The sequence below is a fragment of the candidate division WOR-3 bacterium genome, assembly GCA_016934535.1.
Taxonomy (GTDB): domain Bacteria; phylum SDB-A; class SDB-A; order SDB-A; family SDB-A; genus JAFGIG01.
The window spans coordinates 1-17,213 of sequence record JAFGSQ010000070.1 but is presented as its reverse complement, the minus strand read 5'-3'; the positions used below and the strand labels follow the sequence as shown (position 1 = coordinate 17,213).

At 45.0% G+C, this 17,213-nt stretch carries 15 protein-coding genes and 1 tRNA gene; 14 read left to right on the top strand and 2 right to left on the bottom strand.

What is annotated here, in order from left to right; all coding sequences use genetic code 11:
* Positions 1 to 17: 17 nt before the first annotated feature.
* Genes JXL83_09690 through JXL83_09670 form a run of 5 tightly spaced genes read left to right on the top strand, consistent with a single transcriptional unit; the run spans position 18 to position 4,104 of the window.
* On the top strand, positions 18 to 887 hold the full coding sequence (locus tag JXL83_09690; GenBank protein ID MBN2364388.1) for a hypothetical protein: 870 nt from the start codon (positions 18 to 20) through the stop codon (positions 885 to 887).
* Positions 878 to 2,212: a hypothetical protein gene (locus JXL83_09685; protein ID MBN2364387.1), complete on the top strand. Its 1,335-nt coding sequence runs from the start codon at positions 878 to 880 to the stop codon at positions 2,210 to 2,212. Before JXL83_09690 ends, JXL83_09685 begins: the two co-directional genes overlap by 10 nt.
* A 25-nt stretch (positions 2,213 to 2,237) precedes the next feature.
* Positions 2,238 to 3,350 (top strand): glycosyltransferase, encoded by a 1,113-nt coding sequence (locus tag JXL83_09680; GenBank protein MBN2364386.1) that lies wholly within the window; start codon positions 2,238 to 2,240, stop codon positions 3,348 to 3,350.
* Positions 3,351 to 3,370: 20 nt separating this feature from the next.
* Entirely contained in the window at positions 3,371 to 3,583 is a 213-nt protein-coding gene (locus JXL83_09675; protein ID MBN2364385.1) for a hypothetical protein, read from the top strand.
* A complete protein-coding gene (locus tag JXL83_09670; GenBank protein MBN2364384.1) occupies positions 3,580 to 4,104 on the top strand; it encodes a 2'-5' RNA ligase family protein in 525 nt (174 codons plus the stop codon). Before JXL83_09675 ends, JXL83_09670 begins: the two co-directional genes overlap by 4 nt.
* Before the next feature lie 172 nt (positions 4,105 to 4,276).
* On the opposite strand, the gene JXL83_09665 is transcribed toward JXL83_09670, so the two are convergent.
* On the bottom strand, positions 4,277 to 4,753 hold the full coding sequence (locus JXL83_09665; GenBank protein ID MBN2364383.1) for a DUF4878 domain-containing protein: 477 nt from the start codon (positions 4,751 to 4,753) through the stop codon (positions 4,277 to 4,279).
* Positions 4,754 to 4,960: 207 nt separating this feature from the next.
* Between JXL83_09665 and nusA the strand changes: the two genes are divergently transcribed.
* Together nusA and infB are read left to right on the top strand one after the other, a co-directional pair.
* Entirely contained in the window at positions 4,961 to 6,217 is a 1,257-nt protein-coding gene (nusA, locus tag JXL83_09660; protein MBN2364382.1) for a transcription termination factor NusA, read from the top strand.
* A gap of 28 nt (positions 6,218 to 6,245) precedes the next feature.
* The gene (infB, locus tag JXL83_09655; GenBank protein ID MBN2364381.1) at positions 6,246 to 8,387 is read left to right on the top strand and encodes a translation initiation factor IF-2; all 2,142 of its coding nucleotides are present in this window, start codon (positions 6,246 to 6,248) and stop codon (positions 8,385 to 8,387) included.
* Between the two features lie 2 nt (positions 8,388 to 8,389).
* Here infB and JXL83_09650 read toward each other — a convergent pair.
* Positions 8,390 to 8,463: transfer RNA gene (locus JXL83_09650), tRNA-Met, on the bottom strand.
* A gap of 53 nt (positions 8,464 to 8,516) precedes the next feature.
* On the opposite strand from JXL83_09650, the gene JXL83_09645 reads away from it, so the two are divergent.
* The 7 genes from JXL83_09645 (at position 8,517) to JXL83_09615 (ending at position 17,204) form a co-directional block, all read left to right on the top strand.
* On the top strand, positions 8,517 to 9,500 hold the full coding sequence (locus JXL83_09645; protein MBN2364380.1) for an HD domain-containing protein: 984 nt from the start codon (positions 8,517 to 8,519) through the stop codon (positions 9,498 to 9,500).
* A complete protein-coding gene (locus JXL83_09640; GenBank protein MBN2364379.1) occupies positions 9,493 to 10,149 on the top strand; it encodes a site-2 protease family protein in 657 nt (218 codons plus the stop codon). The genes JXL83_09645 and JXL83_09640 overlap by 8 nt, the downstream gene beginning before the upstream one ends.
* The gene (locus JXL83_09635) at positions 10,146 to 11,174 is read left to right on the top strand and encodes an Ig-like domain-containing protein (GenBank protein ID MBN2364378.1); all 1,029 of its coding nucleotides are present in this window, start codon (positions 10,146 to 10,148) and stop codon (positions 11,172 to 11,174) included. Before JXL83_09640 ends, JXL83_09635 begins: the two co-directional genes overlap by 4 nt.
* Positions 11,171 to 12,946, top strand: a complete 1,776-nt coding sequence (locus JXL83_09630) for a hypothetical protein (protein ID MBN2364377.1) — start codon at positions 11,171 to 11,173, stop codon at positions 12,944 to 12,946. The genes JXL83_09635 and JXL83_09630 overlap by 4 nt, the downstream gene beginning before the upstream one ends.
* 4 nt (positions 12,947 to 12,950) lie before the next feature.
* Positions 12,951 to 14,954 carry an excinuclease ABC subunit UvrB gene (uvrB, locus tag JXL83_09625; protein MBN2364376.1) on the top strand — a complete coding sequence of 668 codons (2,004 nt, stop codon included), beginning with the start codon at positions 12,951 to 12,953 and terminating at the stop codon, positions 14,952 to 14,954.
* 309 nt (positions 14,955 to 15,263) lie between these two features.
* Complete coding sequence (gene gcvPB, locus JXL83_09620; protein MBN2364375.1) at positions 15,264 to 16,694, top strand: aminomethyl-transferring glycine dehydrogenase subunit GcvPB; 1,431 nt, start codon at positions 15,264 to 15,266, stop codon at positions 16,692 to 16,694.
* Between the two features lie 57 nt (positions 16,695 to 16,751).
* Positions 16,752 to 17,204 (top strand): hypothetical protein, encoded by a 453-nt coding sequence (locus JXL83_09615; GenBank protein MBN2364374.1) that lies wholly within the window; start codon positions 16,752 to 16,754, stop codon positions 17,202 to 17,204.
* Positions 17,205 to 17,213 lie beyond the last annotated feature (9 nt).

Genomic DNA, 17,213 nt, shown 5'->3' with positions numbered 1-17,213 from the left:
TTATAATTGCAAATACAATGAAAGTTGACTTGTTTTCTGATATTTCCGGAGATTTTTACCCTGACGGTATTTTTCATCCGGATCTCATAAAAAAAGCGGCGGAACTGACGGGATATAAAGCCAGCTTTTTCGGAGCCCGAACAGACAAGGTGAATATTCTGTTTTATTCGTTTTCGAAAAAAAATAAAATGGTTCCGGTGCCGTCTCTTCCATATTCCTGTATCGTAAAAATCGAAAAGAAGAACGAAGGTAAAAGTTTCGAAAGACACATGCTTTCCATCGTGGAGGAAATCTCCAAAATCCTGCCGAAAAATTCAGTCATTCTCGCCTCTCCTGAAAACGCTGACGTCAGACCTTTTATCTGGTGCGGATTCAAGGCTGAGGTATTATACACATACGCGGCCTTTCCGGGATGGGACGAGTCCGGAATAGACAGAGAAGAAAGAAAGCAGATAAAAAAAGCTGAAAGCAGAAACTTGACTGTCGGTGAATGCAGTGACTTCGACGCGCTGTCCGACATGCTTTTTAAATCTTACTCGAGACACAAAAGAAAGCCGCCTTACGAAAAAAAATACATCCTGGGTATGATTGAAAAAGCAGACGAACTGAATATTCTCAAAATCAGAACCGCTTTTGATGCCGACGGTTTTCCTGCCGCGTTCAGGGCGACGATAGAAGGAGATCAGACGAGTTTCGACTGGATAGCCGGATCAACGGAAAAAGGGAACGCGGAAGGCGCAAACTCTCTTTTGCTCAAAAGATCAATTTCTGAAGAAACAGGGCGCGGTAAATATTTTGACCTGTGCGGAGCAAACACCCGCAGTGTCTCTTTCTTTAAAGCCGGATTCGGGCTAAAACTGCTGAGGTACGCGAGACTTTGCAGATAATAAAGGTCCTTGACCCAAAAATATCTCTCAGGAACAAGAGCGAGTATTGCAGTTGGATAAAGACCGCTTTGGAAATGTCGGGTCTCGTACATTTTGTCGTAGACAGGCTTCCCTGCGATATAGTGTTCAGAGATAGAAAAGACTCCGGCAGGTTTAACGTGCGATTGGAAATTCATACGGATGATTTGGCTCAACTGTCAGAGGCTTTCGCTGAAAAGAGAGCTGCAAACGAATTCTTTTTGGAGGATTTTGCCTGGACCGTTTATTCGAAAACCGCAGAAAAATTTTCAGACAGAGCTTGTTTTGTTTCACGCTGGCCTAATGGAGCGCCTTACGCGGTTTCTCCGACTCACGACGTCGACAGGACCAGATTTTTTTCACCGACGAATTTTACACGCAATCTTCTGAAAAAAAACCACTCGTATTCTTTTCGTGAATCTTTGAAATTTCTTTTCAACCCGAAAGAGGATCCTTATTATTGCATTGAAAAACTCAGGGATTTCGAGGGGAAGATAGGCGTAAAATCGACGTTTTTTTTTCTCGCTGTAAAAAGAGACGCTCACGGCAGAAGATACGACGCAGAGAAAATGAAGACGGTACTTAAAGATTTAGCTGTCGGAGGGTGGGAAATAGCTCTTCATGCGAGCATTCAATCGAAAAAGAATCCCGGAAGGCTGAAGAAAGAGAAAAGTAAAATCGAAAGGGCTTCGGAAAAGAATGTCACAGGTCTGAGATATCATTACCTGCTTGAAAGCGAAGAAGCTCTTTACGATGCGGAGCTTGCCGGGTTCGCTTACGACTCGTCTGTCGCCCATCCCAGAAAATGGGAGTTTGTCAGGCCTTCCTGCTCTTATTACGCACCCTGGCACAAAGAAATTTCAAGAAGACTGAAAATCACGGAATTCCCGATTACTTTAACCGACATGGCTTTAATTGCGGGTCAGGAATATTCTCCTGATTATGCAGATTCCATAAAAAAAAGAAAAGGCATCCTCAACCTGTTGTGGCATCAGAGGATGTTTTCGGAAATGTTTGACGGCCGTTTCAGCGAAATTTACGAGAGCATCCTCACTGAAGCGAAGAAAGAAAGCGCATGGATAGCCCCTCTTTCAGAAATAGAGGAATATATTGACGCAAAAAAAAGACTTAGGCCGGTCAATGGTAAAAATATTCTCAGAGCGGGTTCCGATCTTAAAAACGCTGTTTTATCCTTTATGGATAAAAGATGTTTCCCGGAAATCCGAGGAAATGGAAAGATTGAAAAGATCGGTCCTTCAGAATTCAAAGTTTCGCTTTTTTGCGGTGACGAGGTGGTTTTAAATTAAAAAAACTGAAAGAACCGAAATTTTAATGCTCGTGTTTTCAGAAGCGACTTCCGACAGAAGGATTTTAAAGGAAGCGAAAGCTCTTTGTGAAATCGGATTCGGCGTCACCGTTCTCTATCCTTCCGAAAAAAACAAAAAAAAGACGAAAATCGGAAAAGTGATTTTCGTGCCGGTTAAAACAGGCCCGTGGACAAGAACCCCGCTGCGGTTTGCCGTTTTCTGGCTGTGCGCGATCTTTGCCGGAAATCACCCATATCCCGCCGCTGTTCATTGTCACGACGCCAACACATTGCCGGCAGGCTATTGCCTGTCGAGAATCAACCGGTGTAAATTTATTTACGACAGCCACGAATTCGCGACTGGAGTGAAAGAACTCAGGAACAAACGCTTCAAAAGGTGTCTGTGGGCTATGACAGAAATTTATTTTGCGGGAAAAGCCGACGCTGTGATAACCGTAAACAGGCACCTGTCGAGAATGCTCAGAAGGTACAGAAAACTGCAGTTCGATCCTGCCGTAGTCATGAATGCGAGCGACTTGATAGGCTCTGTAAAATACGATAAAAAAAAGGCTGGCAAAAAGAGGATCGTTTATCACAGCGCGCTTGTGCCCGGCAGAGGGTTTGAGAAAATCCTTGAAGCTGTCAGCCGTTTGGATGGAGTTCAATTGACAGTCTTCGGCAGCGGGAACAGCGAAAGCGAATTCAAAAAAATTGCCGGAAAAACCGGAGCTGACGTAGTCTTTGCCGGATGGGCGGAGGGGGAAAAACTTGCCGAGGGACTCGCCGAGGCTGATGCAGGACTGTCGCTTATATCCGGTAATTGCATCAACAACAGACTTTCTTCAGCAAACAAAATATTCGATTACGCTTGCCTGAGCATACCGCAGGTCGGATCGAGCCACCCTGTCATGCGCGACTTGATAGAAAAAAAGGGCATCGGTCTTTGCGCTGACGAGAGAGATACGGAAAGCATAGTTACGGCTGTAAATAAAATCCTGTTCGACGAAAAAACAAGAGGCGCGATACTTGAAAACCTGATGCTAAAAAAAAGCGAATATTCCTGGGAAAGTGAGAAAAAGAGACTTCAAGAGTTGTACGTTTCGTTTTTCCGGCAGGGGGAGACTGATGACAGAATATAACTTTTGCCCAGCATGTTCGAATGCCGGCCTCGGCCGCTATCGTAATAAAAAGAAAAAAATACTATGGTGACGTTCTGGTCGCCGTGTTTTTGGCCTCAGTCATACAAGGTGAAATCAGTCCCGGAGACGACGCTCAGGACGCCGCGTTTTTCACCTTCGACGATATGCCAAAAATTCCTTTCAGGTGCAACAGAGATGCAATTGACGAGTTTGTCGGAAAAAACAGAAAATGAAAACTCTTGATCCGGGCGACAGCGAACTTGGCATTATAATAACCGGAAAAGCCGCCGAGACAATAGATATTTGGAGAGCCGATTTCGACCGCTTTTTCGGCATCCTGCCTCCGCACATAACCATATCGGACATTCCGTTTATCGATAGAGAAGGGTGGTTCAAAAAAAGAGACAGGATAAAAGAAGCCGTCCGGATTTTTGAACCGTTTAAGGTTATATTGGGCAAAACCGGATCTTTTTCAAACGGATTGAAAATACTTTGGCTCGAACCGCACGACGCGGGAGTCATTGACTTGATGAGAAAAAAGCTGAGTCTTGAATGCCCGTTTTATTTCAACACTTCTTTCGATTTTAAAAAGCACGTAACCATAGGGTATTTCGAAGATGATGATAAATTTATAAGAGCTAAAAGTTATGTTGACGACGGCTTGAGTGAGATTGAATTCACGGTTGACAGAATTTCATACATGATTATAGAAAATGACGGAAAATTCAAAGAGCTGGACTTTATAAAGCTCTGAACTGAAAATTTTGAGAAAAAAAAAGGCGGAACTGTTCCGCCTTATAAAAAAAAATGAGAAAAACAAGAATCTGTACTTTATAAAACTCATAGAAGAATAATAGAAAAAGAATAGGAATCAAAAAAAAAGGCGGAACATGTTCCGCCTTTTTGACAAATATATTGTCGGAAACTTACATCTCCATGTCTATTTTCCAAGCGCCGTTTTCTTTAATGAGCGTTATCTCATCTTCTTCGTCGCCTGTTTTAACTTTGACAGTGGCTTTTTCACCGTCTATAGTCTCTGATAAAACCGTGTATTCGATGTCCTTGAAAGGATTTTCATCGGGTGACATGGACAGGATTTTGGCAAGTCTCTGGCTGGGATTCATGGCTTTGAATTCGTCCAAAGAAACGCCGAGTTCTTTTTCGAATTCGGCTTTCATGTCGGGATCTGATTCGGCTATGGAAAAGATCATGTCAAAAGCTTCGGAAGCTTTGTTGATTGATTTTTCAGACATGAAACCGACGGCTTTTTCATATTCTCCGGCTTTCATTGCGGCGGCGAATTGATTGACTACATCTGAAGGTCCCGAGCTCTTTTTGAAGCAACCGAAAGCAGCTATCAGAGCCAAACCTAATACAACGCTAATCGCTATCTTTCTCGTCATAGATTTCCTCCTTTTGTTTTGAAAAACAACGAGAAAGTTTATAACAGCATTTAAAAGCTTTGTCAACAACAAAAAAATAAGAAATGAAAGTTGTAAAACAGGTAATTAAATGGTAAATTTACTTTTTAGCGAAAATACTGAGTCAATAAAAATTCAAGAAAACTTGAATTAAGCGGTCTACGCTTTTTTTTTAGTCGAGGAGGTCATGTGATCAATGCCGGGGACGAAATAATTGACACTATAAAAGAGATTTCAATGGACAAAGATCTGGATGAGTCCGTTCTGCAAAAAGCCCTCGAAGACACGCTCGTTTCAGCTTTCAAAAAGCTTCACGGCAGAGTTGACGGTATAGAAGTCAATATAAACGAAAAAGGCGGAATTGAAGCTTTCATAGAACTTGAAGTAGTCGAGAATGTCGAAGAGCCCGACCTCGAGATTTCCCTTGCTGAAGCCGGGGAAATTGTGCCGACTGCCGTTTTGGGTGACAAAGTCAAAAAAGCCCTCAGCCTCAAAGAACTTAGCAAGGGGAACATTCTGAATATCAGGACCCTGCTCGGTCAAAAAATCAAGGAAGCCGAGAAAGAAAGAGTTTTGAGTGAGTTCAAGGTAAAGATAGGGGAAATAGTCAGCGGTCAGGTTCAGCAGGTCGGAAAGAATTCGATTATTGTCGACCTCGGAAAATCCGAAGGGATGCTGTCGGGAAAAGATCAGATACTCAAAGAAAGATGGCATCAGGGCCAGAGAATAAAAGCACTCATCATGGACATCCAGGAAAAACAAAAAAGCCCGTACGTCGTTCTTTCCAGGACAAGCAACGATTTTCTTATCAAACTTTTCATAAACGAAGTTCCGGAAATATACGAAGGTATAATCAAGATAATGTCGGTCGCCAGAGATCCTGGCGAAAGAGCCAAAATCTCGGTGTCTTCGAAAGATGAAAGGATAGATCCCGTAGGTGCGTGCGTCGGGATGAAAGGATCGAGAGTCCAATCAATAGTCAAGGAACTGAGCGGAGAAAAAATCGACATAGTATTGTGGTCTTCCGAACCGGAAGTTTTCATAAGCAGAGCACTTGCTCCGGCAACAATAGAAAAGATTAAACTTGACGAACAGGAGAAAAAAGCTTTCGTCGTCGTGGCGGACGATCAGTATCTTCTCGCGATAGGGAAAAACGGGCAGAACGCAAGACTGGCGAGCAAGCTCACCGGATGGAAAATAGACATTTCAAACATTACTTCGGTTAAAGAGACGAGAAGAAGCGATTTTTTGAAAAAAACCACTCCCGACAAACTGACGACACTTACAAAAAAAGTGATTAAAGCCCTGTCAAAAAATTACGAGGACCTGCTCGCGCTCAACACCGCAACGGACGAAGAAATACTGGAACTCAAGGGTGTAGAGGAAAAAGACATCCCCGCAATACGAAAGGCTATCGACGAAATAAGCGAAATATCGGAGATGTAAAAAGTGAGAATAATATTTAGGGGGATAGATGGCGAATAAGAGAATTTATCAGGCCGCCAAAGAATTCGGATTGACTTCGATAGCTTTGGTCAATCTTCTGCAGGGCTTGGGTTACGAAGTCAAGAATCACATGAGCGCGATGCTTCCGGAAATGGAAGAAGCGGTCAAGAAGAGATTTGATCAGGAAAGGGAATCGGCGAGGCTCGAAGAAGAGAAAAAGAAAAAAATGAGTGAATCCGACACCGGAGCTGAAAAGAAAAAAGATGGAAAAAAGTCAAAAAGACGCAAGAAATTTGTTGATAAAGTCGTAGTGGACTCAAAACTGACACAAACCCTTCACCAGATACGCAGCGGGGACAAGAGAAGAAAAAAGAAAATTGACGTCAAGTCAGCCCCGGAGCAGGTCGAAGAAGACAAAAAAGTTTTAAAGGTCAGCGAGTTCATGTCAGTCACTGAACTGGCCAAAAGACTCGACACTGAACCGAACAACATAATATCCATCTGTCTTTCTCTGGGACTTGTCGTGTCTGTGAATCAGAGACTGGACAATGATGTTATTTCGGCTGTGGCGGACGAATTCGGCTACGAAGTGGAGCTTCTTCCGGAATGGGGAGAGGACATCCTCGAAAAGGAGACCGACGAAGAGGAAAAACCAGCCGTTCTTAACAAAAGGGCGCCAATCGTTTCAGTGATGGGACATGTCGACCACGGGAAAACGTCCCTTTTGGACTACATACGAAGAAGCAGGGTCGCCGAACAGGAAGTAGGCTCGATAACTCAGCACATCAGCGCTTACGAAGTGGAGCACAACAAAGAAAAAATCACTTTTCTCGACACGCCCGGCCACGAACTTTTTACTGCTATGAGAGCCCGCGGCGCCCAGCTTACGGATATTTGCGTTCTTGTCGTCGCGGTCAATGACGGCGTCAAGCCCCAAACAGTGGAAGCCATAGATCATGTCAAAGCGGCCGGTATTCCGATTATAGTCGCAGCGAACAAGATAGATCTCGGAAGGGGAAACATAGAAAAAGTAAAACAGCAGCTTCTGGAACACAAGATAATGGTTGAAGATTACGGAGGAAAAGTGCAGTTTGTCCCCATTTCGGCCAAATCAGGTGAAGGCATCAACGAACTTCTCGACGCCATCATCATCGAAGCCGAAATGCTCGATCTGAAAACTTCTTTTGACACCAAGGCAAAAGGAACTGTCATAGAGGCTTCGGTTGAAAAAGGAAGAGGCATGATAGCAGACATACTGATAACCGAGGGTGTCGCAAAGACAGGAGATCCATTCATAGCCGGCAGTTCTTCCGGAAGAATAAGAGCCATGTTCAACGAATTCGACGAAAAAATTAACGATGTATCGCCTTCAAAACCTGTGAAGATAATGGGTTTCGATAAACTTCCCGACGTCGGAGACACTTTTCAGGTTGTTCAGGAGGAAAGAAAAGCAAGAGAAATAGCAAGAAAGAGAATTTTGGTCGAAAAAATACAGCAGAGCAGGATGAAAACTTTCACGGCTGAAGCCTTGAAGATAGCTCTCGAAAACGGAGAACAGAACAAGCTCAATCTGATACTCAAATGCGACGTGGGAGGCTCCCTTGAAGCTCTCGCCGACGGTCTCGCGAGACTGCCTCAGAACGAAATAAGCCTCACAATCGTCCACAAAGCAGTGGGACCCGTAAACGAAAATGACGTACTGCTCGCACAGTCTTCCGGTTCGATAATAATAGCATACAATGTCCCTGTGAGAACTGAAGCTGCGAGGCTTGCGACGGCGAGAAACATTGTCATAAAATCCTACAACATAATTTTCGAAGCTATCGAATCCATCAGAAAAGCTATGAGCGGTCTTCTGGAGCCTGAATACGAAGAAAGAGTGATAGGAAAAGCTGAAATAAGAAACGTCTTCGTTATATCAAAATCCGGAGTGATTTGCGGAAGCTATGTGTTCGACGGCGAAATAAAAAGAGGCACTTCGGCGAGACTTAAGAGAAAAGGAGAAGTGATCCATCAGGGCAGAATAAATTCGCTGAAAAGGTTCAAAGACGACGTCAGAAAGGTCGAGACGAACTTCGAATGCGGCATTGGGATTGAAGATCTCGGAGAGGCGCAGGAAGGCGACATAATAGAATGTTACGATAAATTTCTTCTGACAAGGGAATTGTGATGTGGCGGCACAGGGAGTCGAACCCCGGACACGTGGATTATGATTCCACTGCTCTAACCTACTGAGCTATGCCGCCGGAAAAAAATGAATTATCCTAAATATTGAAAGTCAAGTCAAGAGGATGTTGATTTGGACATAAAAAGCGCAAAAACCTCGGGTAAACTTGATCAGGTTTTTTTCTATGCTGTACTCAGGAAACTCAAATACAGACAGGGCGAGGGGCAGAATCCCTGGAAGTCGCTTCAGGCGGTATTGGGCGACGGCACGGGAGAGATAAACGCCGCACCGGTATACGGAAATGACCCGCTTTACTCCTTATTGGAAAAAATCCCGGAAGGCAGCCACATCAGGATAGAAGGATCTCTGAACGAGTATCAGGGAGATATGCAGGTGAGAATAATGACTGTCAGGGCGGCTCAATCGTCCGACGACGATTACGATCCGGTTAAACTTATAAAAGCAACTTCGTTGAACATAGAGGAAATGTTCAATTACGCTGTCGAAAGAGCAGAAACGATTTCGGCCAAAGACATCAGGGAATTGACGTTAAAGCTTGTTCAGGACTACGCTGACGAACTTAAATCTTCACCGGCTTCGGTGGAAATACACCATCCTTATCTTGGAGGCCTGCTCGAACATCTTTGGAGGATGCTCAAGATTCATGAGGGAATGGAAGAACTGTACACTTTCACTGACAGGGACGTTGTAGTGGCCGGTATAATCCTTCACGACATCGGAAAAATAAGCGAATATTCCCTCAAAAGAGGGGGAACTCCGGCCGTGACCGATTCGGGAGAACTTTTCGGCCACATATACATGGGCGCCGCGATGATACAAAATGAAGCGCTGAACAACCAAACGGCAGAACTGTCAGTGCAAATGAAAAATCTTCTGCACGTTGTGCTGTCTCATCACGGAAAAAGGGAATACGGTTCGCCTCAGCCTCCAAAAACTGCGGAAGCCTGGCTTGTCCATCTTATTGATTATCTCGAGTCGAGAATGCAGATAATCAGCGAAGAAATCGAAAAGATAAAACCGGGCAAATGGAGCCAGCAGAAAATATGGCCTCTCGAAAATGTCAGGCTCGCCAACCTCGGGAGAAAAGATGAATGATCCCGCCGTGCTGGTGATGCAGTTGATTGTTCTTCTTTTTTCAGCCGTAGTGCATGAAGTGTTTCACGGACTCGCCGCTCTCTGGAGGGGAGACCCGACGGCAAAACAGTCCGGCAGGCTGACTCTCAACCCTTTGCCTCACATAGACCCTTTCATGAGCATACTGCTTCCTCTTTTTCTCGTGTTCACGAGGTCGCCTTTCATTTTCGCCGCGGCAAAACCGGTTCCTGTGAATCCGATCAACCTGAAAAACCCCGAAAAGGACCTGCCTCTGGTCGCCGCCGCGGGTCCGGCTTCAAATATCGCCATGGCTGTAGTAGCCGGTATATTTTTCAGAGCTCTTTTTTTTGCCGTATCACGATTTCAGTTCCCCGTGGAACAATACGCTAATATTTTCAGGATTTCGTTTCAGCTACTTCAGATTTTCGTACTTATAAATATTATGCTAGCGTTCGTCAACCTTTTGCCTATTCCACCTCTGGACGGTTCTAAAATTTTAGCTTTCTTGCTTAAAGGCAGAACGCGGGAAAAATATCTGTCCATAAACGGATTCGCGGGGATATTTTTACTGATGATTGTTTTTATTGTTTTGAGAAGACCGTTTTTTGTCGCTGTCGAATTTGTTTCGAAGGTTATTCTCGGTATATGAAAATGAAAAAGTTCTTGCTTGTCCTGTCGGCCGTAATCGCTTTTCACTCTTGCGGAAGGAGAGCTCTTCCTACAAGCCCTGACAGGTGGGCTCCGAAAATAGCCGGAGTAACAGCTGTAGACAGGAACCATGTTGACTGTGTTTTTTCGGAAAAAATGTCAAGAGAATCCTTTGTCTCTGCGTCACAGTTCAGGATAACCGATGCAGTGACCGGAGAGACAATTCCCGTTATAGCGGCCGTTCTCGGATCTGACGACATTGTAGCGCATCTGACGACGCATGAAACTGACACCGTCGAATACATTTTGACCTGTGAAAGCATTGCCGATGCTTCCGGCAATTACATAAGACCCGTTGAAAAGACATTTATCGGCTCGTCGGCTCTCGACACGACTCCTCCCGTACTCGTCTCTGTCGAACCGGGGCTCTACGATCTGAACGGATCGCTGGATTCTGCAGTAGTGGCTTTATTTTCAGAACCTGTAGACGCTTCTTCGCCCGAAAATCATCTGTATATAGCAGGGAACTCGGAATTGGGCTTTTTAAGCGAATTCAGCACGGATTACACACAATTTAAAATCACTTTTCCACCCGAGGCGGACACTTTTGAGAGCAGGAAGAGATTGTATTCTGTCATGCTTGCGGGATTTTCCGACATCGCCGGAAACGAAATGGCCGGTTTCGGGAATTTCAGGGTCGTCCGCGGTATAAAAGGTCTTGCGAGAAACATTACTTTATATTTCCCGGATTCATCTTTTGAAGGTTTTTTTGCCGTAACAGGAGATTCTTTTGAATTGATAGACTTTGTCCCGGCAAGCGGAGGAAGGTACAGCGTTCCGTTTCTCGAACAGGGGAATTACAGGGCGATCGCCTTTTCCGCAGATTACGACAGCTTAAAGACGGAGGGATCCGCTCTTTTTACAGCCGATTCGTCACTGCCGGAAACTTTCGTCGAGCTTAACGAAGAAGACATTCCCATGTTAACCTACGATGTGAAAGAATTCATTTTAAGAATAGTGAAATGATCGTTTATTTTGCCGCCGCCTTTTTGTTTTCAATCGCGGCTTCATTGGCGGTTAACCGGAAATTTAATCCGGAATTCGCCGTCAGGGCGATTTTGTATTTTGTTGTCATTTCAACTATAATTTTTTCCGGGAAAATTTTCAAAAAAACCGAAAAGATAAAAATATTTCCCGTTCTTTTCATCGACGCCCGGAACAAGGATCTGTTTTTCGAATATTCTGATTCTTTAATAAAAGCATTCGGTGAAGACAGGATATTTTTTTTTGGCGAAGACACTTTTTTATCTTTCGCTGAATTTAAACAGGAAACGGATTTTTCAGGTGTGATAACTCCAAAATCTCTTTTTGTGTATTCCAAAGCCGAAGGAATTTTCAGAGGAAAGATTTTTGTATTGGCGGATAAGTTCCCTCTGGACGCTTTTTCATCGGATGTCGCTCTTTCGGCAGAATCACTCGTTTTTCTTCTGAAGACTGAAAAGAGGACATTCTTGTCAGTCACAGGCGGTACGGAAAGAATTCTTCCCGGAGACACCGTGAGCGTTGTCGTCACCTTATCCAACGCTGGGCCATTCTGTTCGGAGACTGTTTTTGTTTCAAGAGACGGAATTATAACCGACAGCATAATGACAGAACTTGAGCCATTCGCTTCGAAAAGCTTTGTTTACACTGTTTATGAGAGAGCAAAAGGGAATCACAGAATGGTTTTTGCGACATCCATGGACAGCGGCCATTTCGATTATTGCGCCGGAGAAAACGCAGTTCAGGCCGTTATTTATGCTTCTGAACCGGATCCGGCGGTGGCTTCGGCGAGAAGATTGCTCGCAGGGAATTTTCGGGTGAATTTGTCGGTTTATACGGAAGGTCTCGGTGAAGGTTCGCTTGTTTTTGAAGACGGCCTGGAAAGAGCCGTAAAAACAGAGTTCGAACCTCAAAAGTACTCGCTAGTCCTGTGGATTTCCGGCGAAAACCCGTTCGAAAGCCGCTATAACTGGAGAAACGGCTCGGTTGTCTTTTGGCTCGTAAAAGAAAGACGAACGCCCGGCGGCGCTACACCAGAGATAATTTTTTTAACCGATATGGGAAAAAAACACGAACTTACAGAAAGGCTCGTTTTGTCCGGAGTAACAGCATACGCTTCGATTCACCCGGGTTCAGGCAAAACCGTTCTTATCGGGTCCGGTACTGAAGCCATTCTCTCTGTGGAGAGCAGGAGAGGTTGTTTTTTGTTGACGATGCCGTCTCAATGCCTTGTAAAATGGTATTTTGACGGAGGAGAGGCGAGAGATTTTGCGAAAGAATTTCTCGAAGCAGTAGTCCTTTGGACTCAAAGCAGGCAATTTGAATCGCTGAGGATTTCGTTGCCAAAAAAAGGTTTTTTCACCGACGAAGCGGTTTATTTCTGGATTGATTCCCCGGAAATGCCGGAGGTCAAGATCGACGGCAGAGAAGTATCTCCTGCGGGAAAAGACGGCGAAACTCATCATTATTTTCTGACGGGCGTCAAAGAAGGGACTCACCTTATCGAAGCCGGAATCTTCGATCTTGTGGATTCAGCTGTATTTACGGTCGAAGAAAGATTTGTGCCTGAAAGTCTCGCTGTGCGGTTGATAAACGCGTCCGTTTTGGATCTGGACTCTTTCACAAATTCGCTTCGTCACACTGAAACGGAATCAGTGCAAAAGATTTTTATTCACGACTTTTTTCCCGTGGCTATGCTGATATGCGCAGCGGCGATATTTGCGTGGTTTTTGGCGGAAAGAAAAATCAGGAGATGACAGGATGAAATTCAATTTGACAGCAGAAATGAAACCGACCGGAGGCCAGCCGAAAGCGATAGAAGAAATCACAAATCTTTTTGACAGCGGCAGGAAAGAAGCAGTTCTGCTCGGCGTGACAGGATCCGGCAAAACGTTCGTCCTCGCAAACGTCATAAAAAATATTCAAAGACCTGTCCTCGTTATATCACACAACAAGACACTCGCCGCTCAGATATACGCAGAACTCTCGTGCTTTTTTCCCGACAACGCCGTGGAGTATTTCATAAGCTACTACGATTATTATCAGCCCGAAGCCTATCTTCCCCAGACCGACACATACATAGCCAAAGACGCCAGCGTAAACGAGGCGATAGACCGTTTGCGCCTCAAAGCCACGGCTTCCGTTGTGTCGAGAAGGGACGTGATTGTTGTGGCTTCGGTTTCCTGCATCTACAACATCGGCTCCCCTGAAGTATTCAAAGCGGGGACACTGGTCCTCAAAAAAGGAGAAAAACTGACTCCGCAGAAATTCGCGAGGAAGCTGATAGACATTCATTACTCGAGAAACGAAATTGAAACAGGACCGGGTACGTTCAGAATAAAAGGCGACGTCATGGACGTCTATCCCGCTTATGAAACAAAACAGTTCCTGAGATTTGAATTCTTCGGCGACGGCATAGACAAAATAAACGTCATTTCGTATCCGGATTTCAGGACGGCGGGTGAGACCGATGAAGCGGTGATTTTCCCCGCAAAACAGTATCTTATAGAAAAAGACAGCATACCGAAAGCCATCGAAAGTATAAGGATTGAGCTGGCCGAGAGGAAGGAATATTTCAAGAAATCAGGAAGAGACCTTGAAGCGCAAAGACTCGAGCAGAGGACTTTATCGGACATCGAGATGATAGAGAACTTCGGATACTGCCAGGGTATAGAAAACTATTCGAGGCATCTGTCCGGAAGACCTCTCGGATCCAAACCCTGGTGTCTGATAGATTACTTTCCCGATGATTTTTTGGTAGTAATTGACGAATCGCACGCGACCATTCCCCAGATAAGGGCAATGGAGCATGGAGACAGGTCGAGAAAAGAAACTCTAATCGAATTCGGTTTTCGCCTGCCTTCTGCTCTCGACAACAGGCCTTTGAAGTTCGAAGAATTCAGACAGCTTGCTCAGACGACTCTCTACATGTCGGCCACGCCCGCGCTTTATGAGAGAGAAAGAGCCGGGCCGAAAAACACGATCGAACTGATTGCGCGGCCGACGGGTATCGTCGATCCCGTTATCGAAATATGTCCAACAAAGGGACAGATAGACGTTATACTCGAAAAAGCCAAGGAAACAGTCGGCAGAGGTGAAAGAGTAATAATAACGACGCTGACAAAAAAATCCGCGGAAGAATTCGCCGATTTTCTTAAGGGGGAAGACATGAGAGTGGCTTATCTTCATTCGGAGATAAAATCACTCGACAGGGTTGAGATACTGAGGTCGCTCAGGCTCGGGGATTTCGACGTCATTGTCGGCGTCAACCTCCTTAGAGAAGGTCTCGATCTCCCCGAGGTCGGTCTTGTCATGATACTCGACGCCGACAGGGAAGGTTTTCTCAGGAGCGAAACTTCCCTGGTTCAGACCGCGGGAAGAGCCGCGAGAAATCTTTGCGGCAAGGTAATTCTTTTCGCCGACGAGATAACGGATTCCATGGCGAGAGCACTTGCAGAAACAAAAAGGAGAAGAAAGATACAGGAAGGTTTCAACAGGGAGCACAAGATAATCCCGAAATCCATAGTCAAGACGCGTGAAGAAATACTGGCGGCGACGTCCATTGCCGAGGTCAGAGAGAAAAAACCTGCGGGCGGCTATCCCGAAGAGCCGACCGAAGGCATGAGCAGGATAGATCTAATAGAAAAGATAGAAGGGCTCGTAAAAGAGATGAAAAAAGCGGCGGAAGAATTGGAGTTCGAAAGGGCGGCTGTTTTGAGGGACAGAGTAAAAAAACTCAAGGAAATAATCGCCGGTCGTAGTTAGTTTTTTTTGTTTACAAAATAATACCGAAAATACCCTTCGTGTAGGGAAATTGTATACAATTTCCCCTTCGTGAAGAACAATTGTAGTCAATTGTTCCTTCGTGGTGGATATCTCTTGTTTTGTTGTTATGGTTCCACGAAGCTTTAACAAGAAATTATTTTTTTCATAACTTTTGCGATAATTTTGGGGATAAAAAATCGAATTGAGTTATTAGACCCGATGATGTAATATTTTACGTTGTTTTTTCATATATGATTTCGTTGTTTATATGATTGATTTTCTATTTTAGTCATCGTCAGCGGAGGTTAAATGAGAGAGCCGGTACTTTTTGACATAGGACAAGCAAAACCGGAAAACTACACGCCGGTTCCCGCCGGCAAAGAAACTAAAATTCCTGAAAAATACAGACGCAAAGCCACTCTTGACCTACCGTCCCCCGGAGAGCAGGCAGTGGTAAGACATTTTGTCAATTTGTCGAATTTGAACTATCACGTCGACAAAAACCTTTACCCTCTCGGATCGTGCACCATGAAATACAATCCAAAGATAAACGAAGACGTCGCCTCCTGGCCTCAATTCGCTTCGCTTCACCCCTATGCGCCCCGGAAATGCGCCGGAGGCGCAATCAGAGTGATTGGAGAAACGCAGGATTTTCTCGCGAAACTTACGGGATTCGATTCAGTCACTCTTCAGCCGGTCGCAGGCGCTCAGAGTGAACTTACGGGTATTTTTATCGTACGTGCGTATTTTGCAGACAAAGGAAAGCAGAGAAAGAAGATTATGGTGCCCGATACGGCGCACGGAACCAATCCTGCGACAGCTGCTCTGGCTGGATATGAAGTTGTCACGGTGAAGTCGTCAAGTGAAGGTATATTGTCCCCGGAGGACGTCGCAGAAAAATTCGACGATGATACGGCCGCCGTGATGATAACGAACCCGAACACGCTTGGCCTGTACGAAAAGAACCTCGCCAAAATTTGCAAAATAGTCCACGAAAAAGGCGGGCTCGTCTACATGGATGGCGCAAACCTCAACGCTTTGCTCGGGATAGTAAAACCCGCGAAACTCGGAGTCGACATTCTTCACTTCAACCTCCACAAGACTTTTTCTTCGCCTCATGGAGGCGGCGGACCCGGCGGCGGAGGCATAGCTGTAACAAAAGAACTCGACGCCTTTCTGCCTGTTCCGCGCGTCGAAAAGAAAGGCGAAGAGTGGTCGTTCAATAATGAAGCCGGAAAATCAATCGGTCCCGTTCATTCGTTCTACGGCAATTTCGGCGTCATTCTGAGAGCTTACTGCTATCTTCTGAGGATGGGGATCGACGGACTGAGAGAAGTTTCGGAGGCGGCGATAATAAACGCGAACTATGTCAGGGTGGCTCTTAAAGACAATTACAAACTGCCGTACGATAAGACATGCATGCATGAAGCCGTATTTTCAGGGGAATGGCAGAAAAAACACGGAGTAAAAACTTTAGACATAGCCAAGGCGATTCTCGACAGGGGTTTCCACGCGCCGACGATTTATTTTCCCCTCATAGTCAGCGAGGCGATAATGATAGAGCCGACAGAGACCGAGTCAAAAAAAACGCTGGATCATTTTATTGAAATGATGACTGAGATAGACGGAATTTCCCGCGAGAATCCCGGGACAATAATAGAGAGTCCCGTCAATACGCCTGTCGGAAGACTCGACGAGACAAAAGCGGCGAAAGAATTGAAAGTGAGACATCAAAAATAATGACAAACATACTCGAAACCTTTTCATCGGCCCCGGAAAAGCTAAAACACTGAATTAATGGGGAAAAGGTTTTTCGACAACATTTTCGCGGATCCGCCCGAAGATCTGGCGCTTGGCAAGGAACTCTCTGAAGAGAAAAAGAAAAACATAATCGAAAAACTTTCAAAAGAAATTGTAAGGCGGGAGCTCACTGTTCCCGCCATCGTTTTTTTTGAGAGTGTGAAGCCGCTGTCTTTCATAGGCAGTCAGGCGATGATATTTTTCGACCCCATAGTTCAGATAGTTTTTCCTACAAAAATGTACGCGGAATTGCAGTCATTTTTCGAGGACAGGGAAAACGTCGAGAAGCTAATACAGGGCATTGAAGAAGAAGACGCCAGATATTCAGAAGAAAAAAAACGAAAAAAAGAAGAGAACAAAAATAGCAATTCCAAAAAAGGCTTTTTTCGCAGGTGGAAAAGGAGGTCTGATGAAGCCGAAGGAACAGATAAAGACAATTCTCGCGACTGACTGCGGATC

Bases quoted from the DNA above. Each gene is read 5' to 3' on its own strand.
- JXL83_09670 (MBN2364384.1), top strand. From the start codon at position 3,580: ATGAAAACTCTTGATCCGGGCGACAGCGAACTTGGCATTATAATAACC.
- JXL83_09680 (MBN2364386.1), top strand. From the start codon at position 2,238: ATGCTCGTGTTTTCAGAAGCGACTTCCGACAGAAGGATTTTAAAGGAA.
- JXL83_09675 (MBN2364385.1), top strand. From the start codon at position 3,371: ATGCCGGCCTCGGCCGCTATCGTAATAAAAAGAAAAAAATACTATGGT.
- JXL83_09615 (MBN2364374.1), top strand. From the start codon at position 16,752: ATGGGGAAAAGGTTTTTCGACAACATTTTCGCGGATCCGCCCGAAGAT.
- JXL83_09635 (MBN2364378.1), top strand. From the start codon at position 10,146: ATGAAAATGAAAAAGTTCTTGCTTGTCCTGTCGGCCGTAATCGCTTTT.
- gcvPB (MBN2364375.1), top strand. From the start codon at position 15,264: ATGAGAGAGCCGGTACTTTTTGACATAGGACAAGCAAAACCGGAAAAC.
- JXL83_09630 (MBN2364377.1), top strand. From the start codon at position 11,171: ATGATCGTTTATTTTGCCGCCGCCTTTTTGTTTTCAATCGCGGCTTCA.
- JXL83_09690 (MBN2364388.1), top strand. From the start codon at position 18: ATGAAAGTTGACTTGTTTTCTGATATTTCCGGAGATTTTTACCCTGAC.
- uvrB (MBN2364376.1), top strand. From the start codon at position 12,951: ATGAAATTCAATTTGACAGCAGAAATGAAACCGACCGGAGGCCAGCCG.
- JXL83_09640 (MBN2364379.1), top strand. From the start codon at position 9,493: ATGAATGATCCCGCCGTGCTGGTGATGCAGTTGATTGTTCTTCTTTTT.
- infB (MBN2364381.1), top strand. From the start codon at position 6,246: ATGGCGAATAAGAGAATTTATCAGGCCGCCAAAGAATTCGGATTGACT.
- JXL83_09665 (MBN2364383.1), bottom strand. From the start codon at position 4,753: ATGACGAGAAAGATAGCGATTAGCGTTGTATTAGGTTTGGCTCTGATA.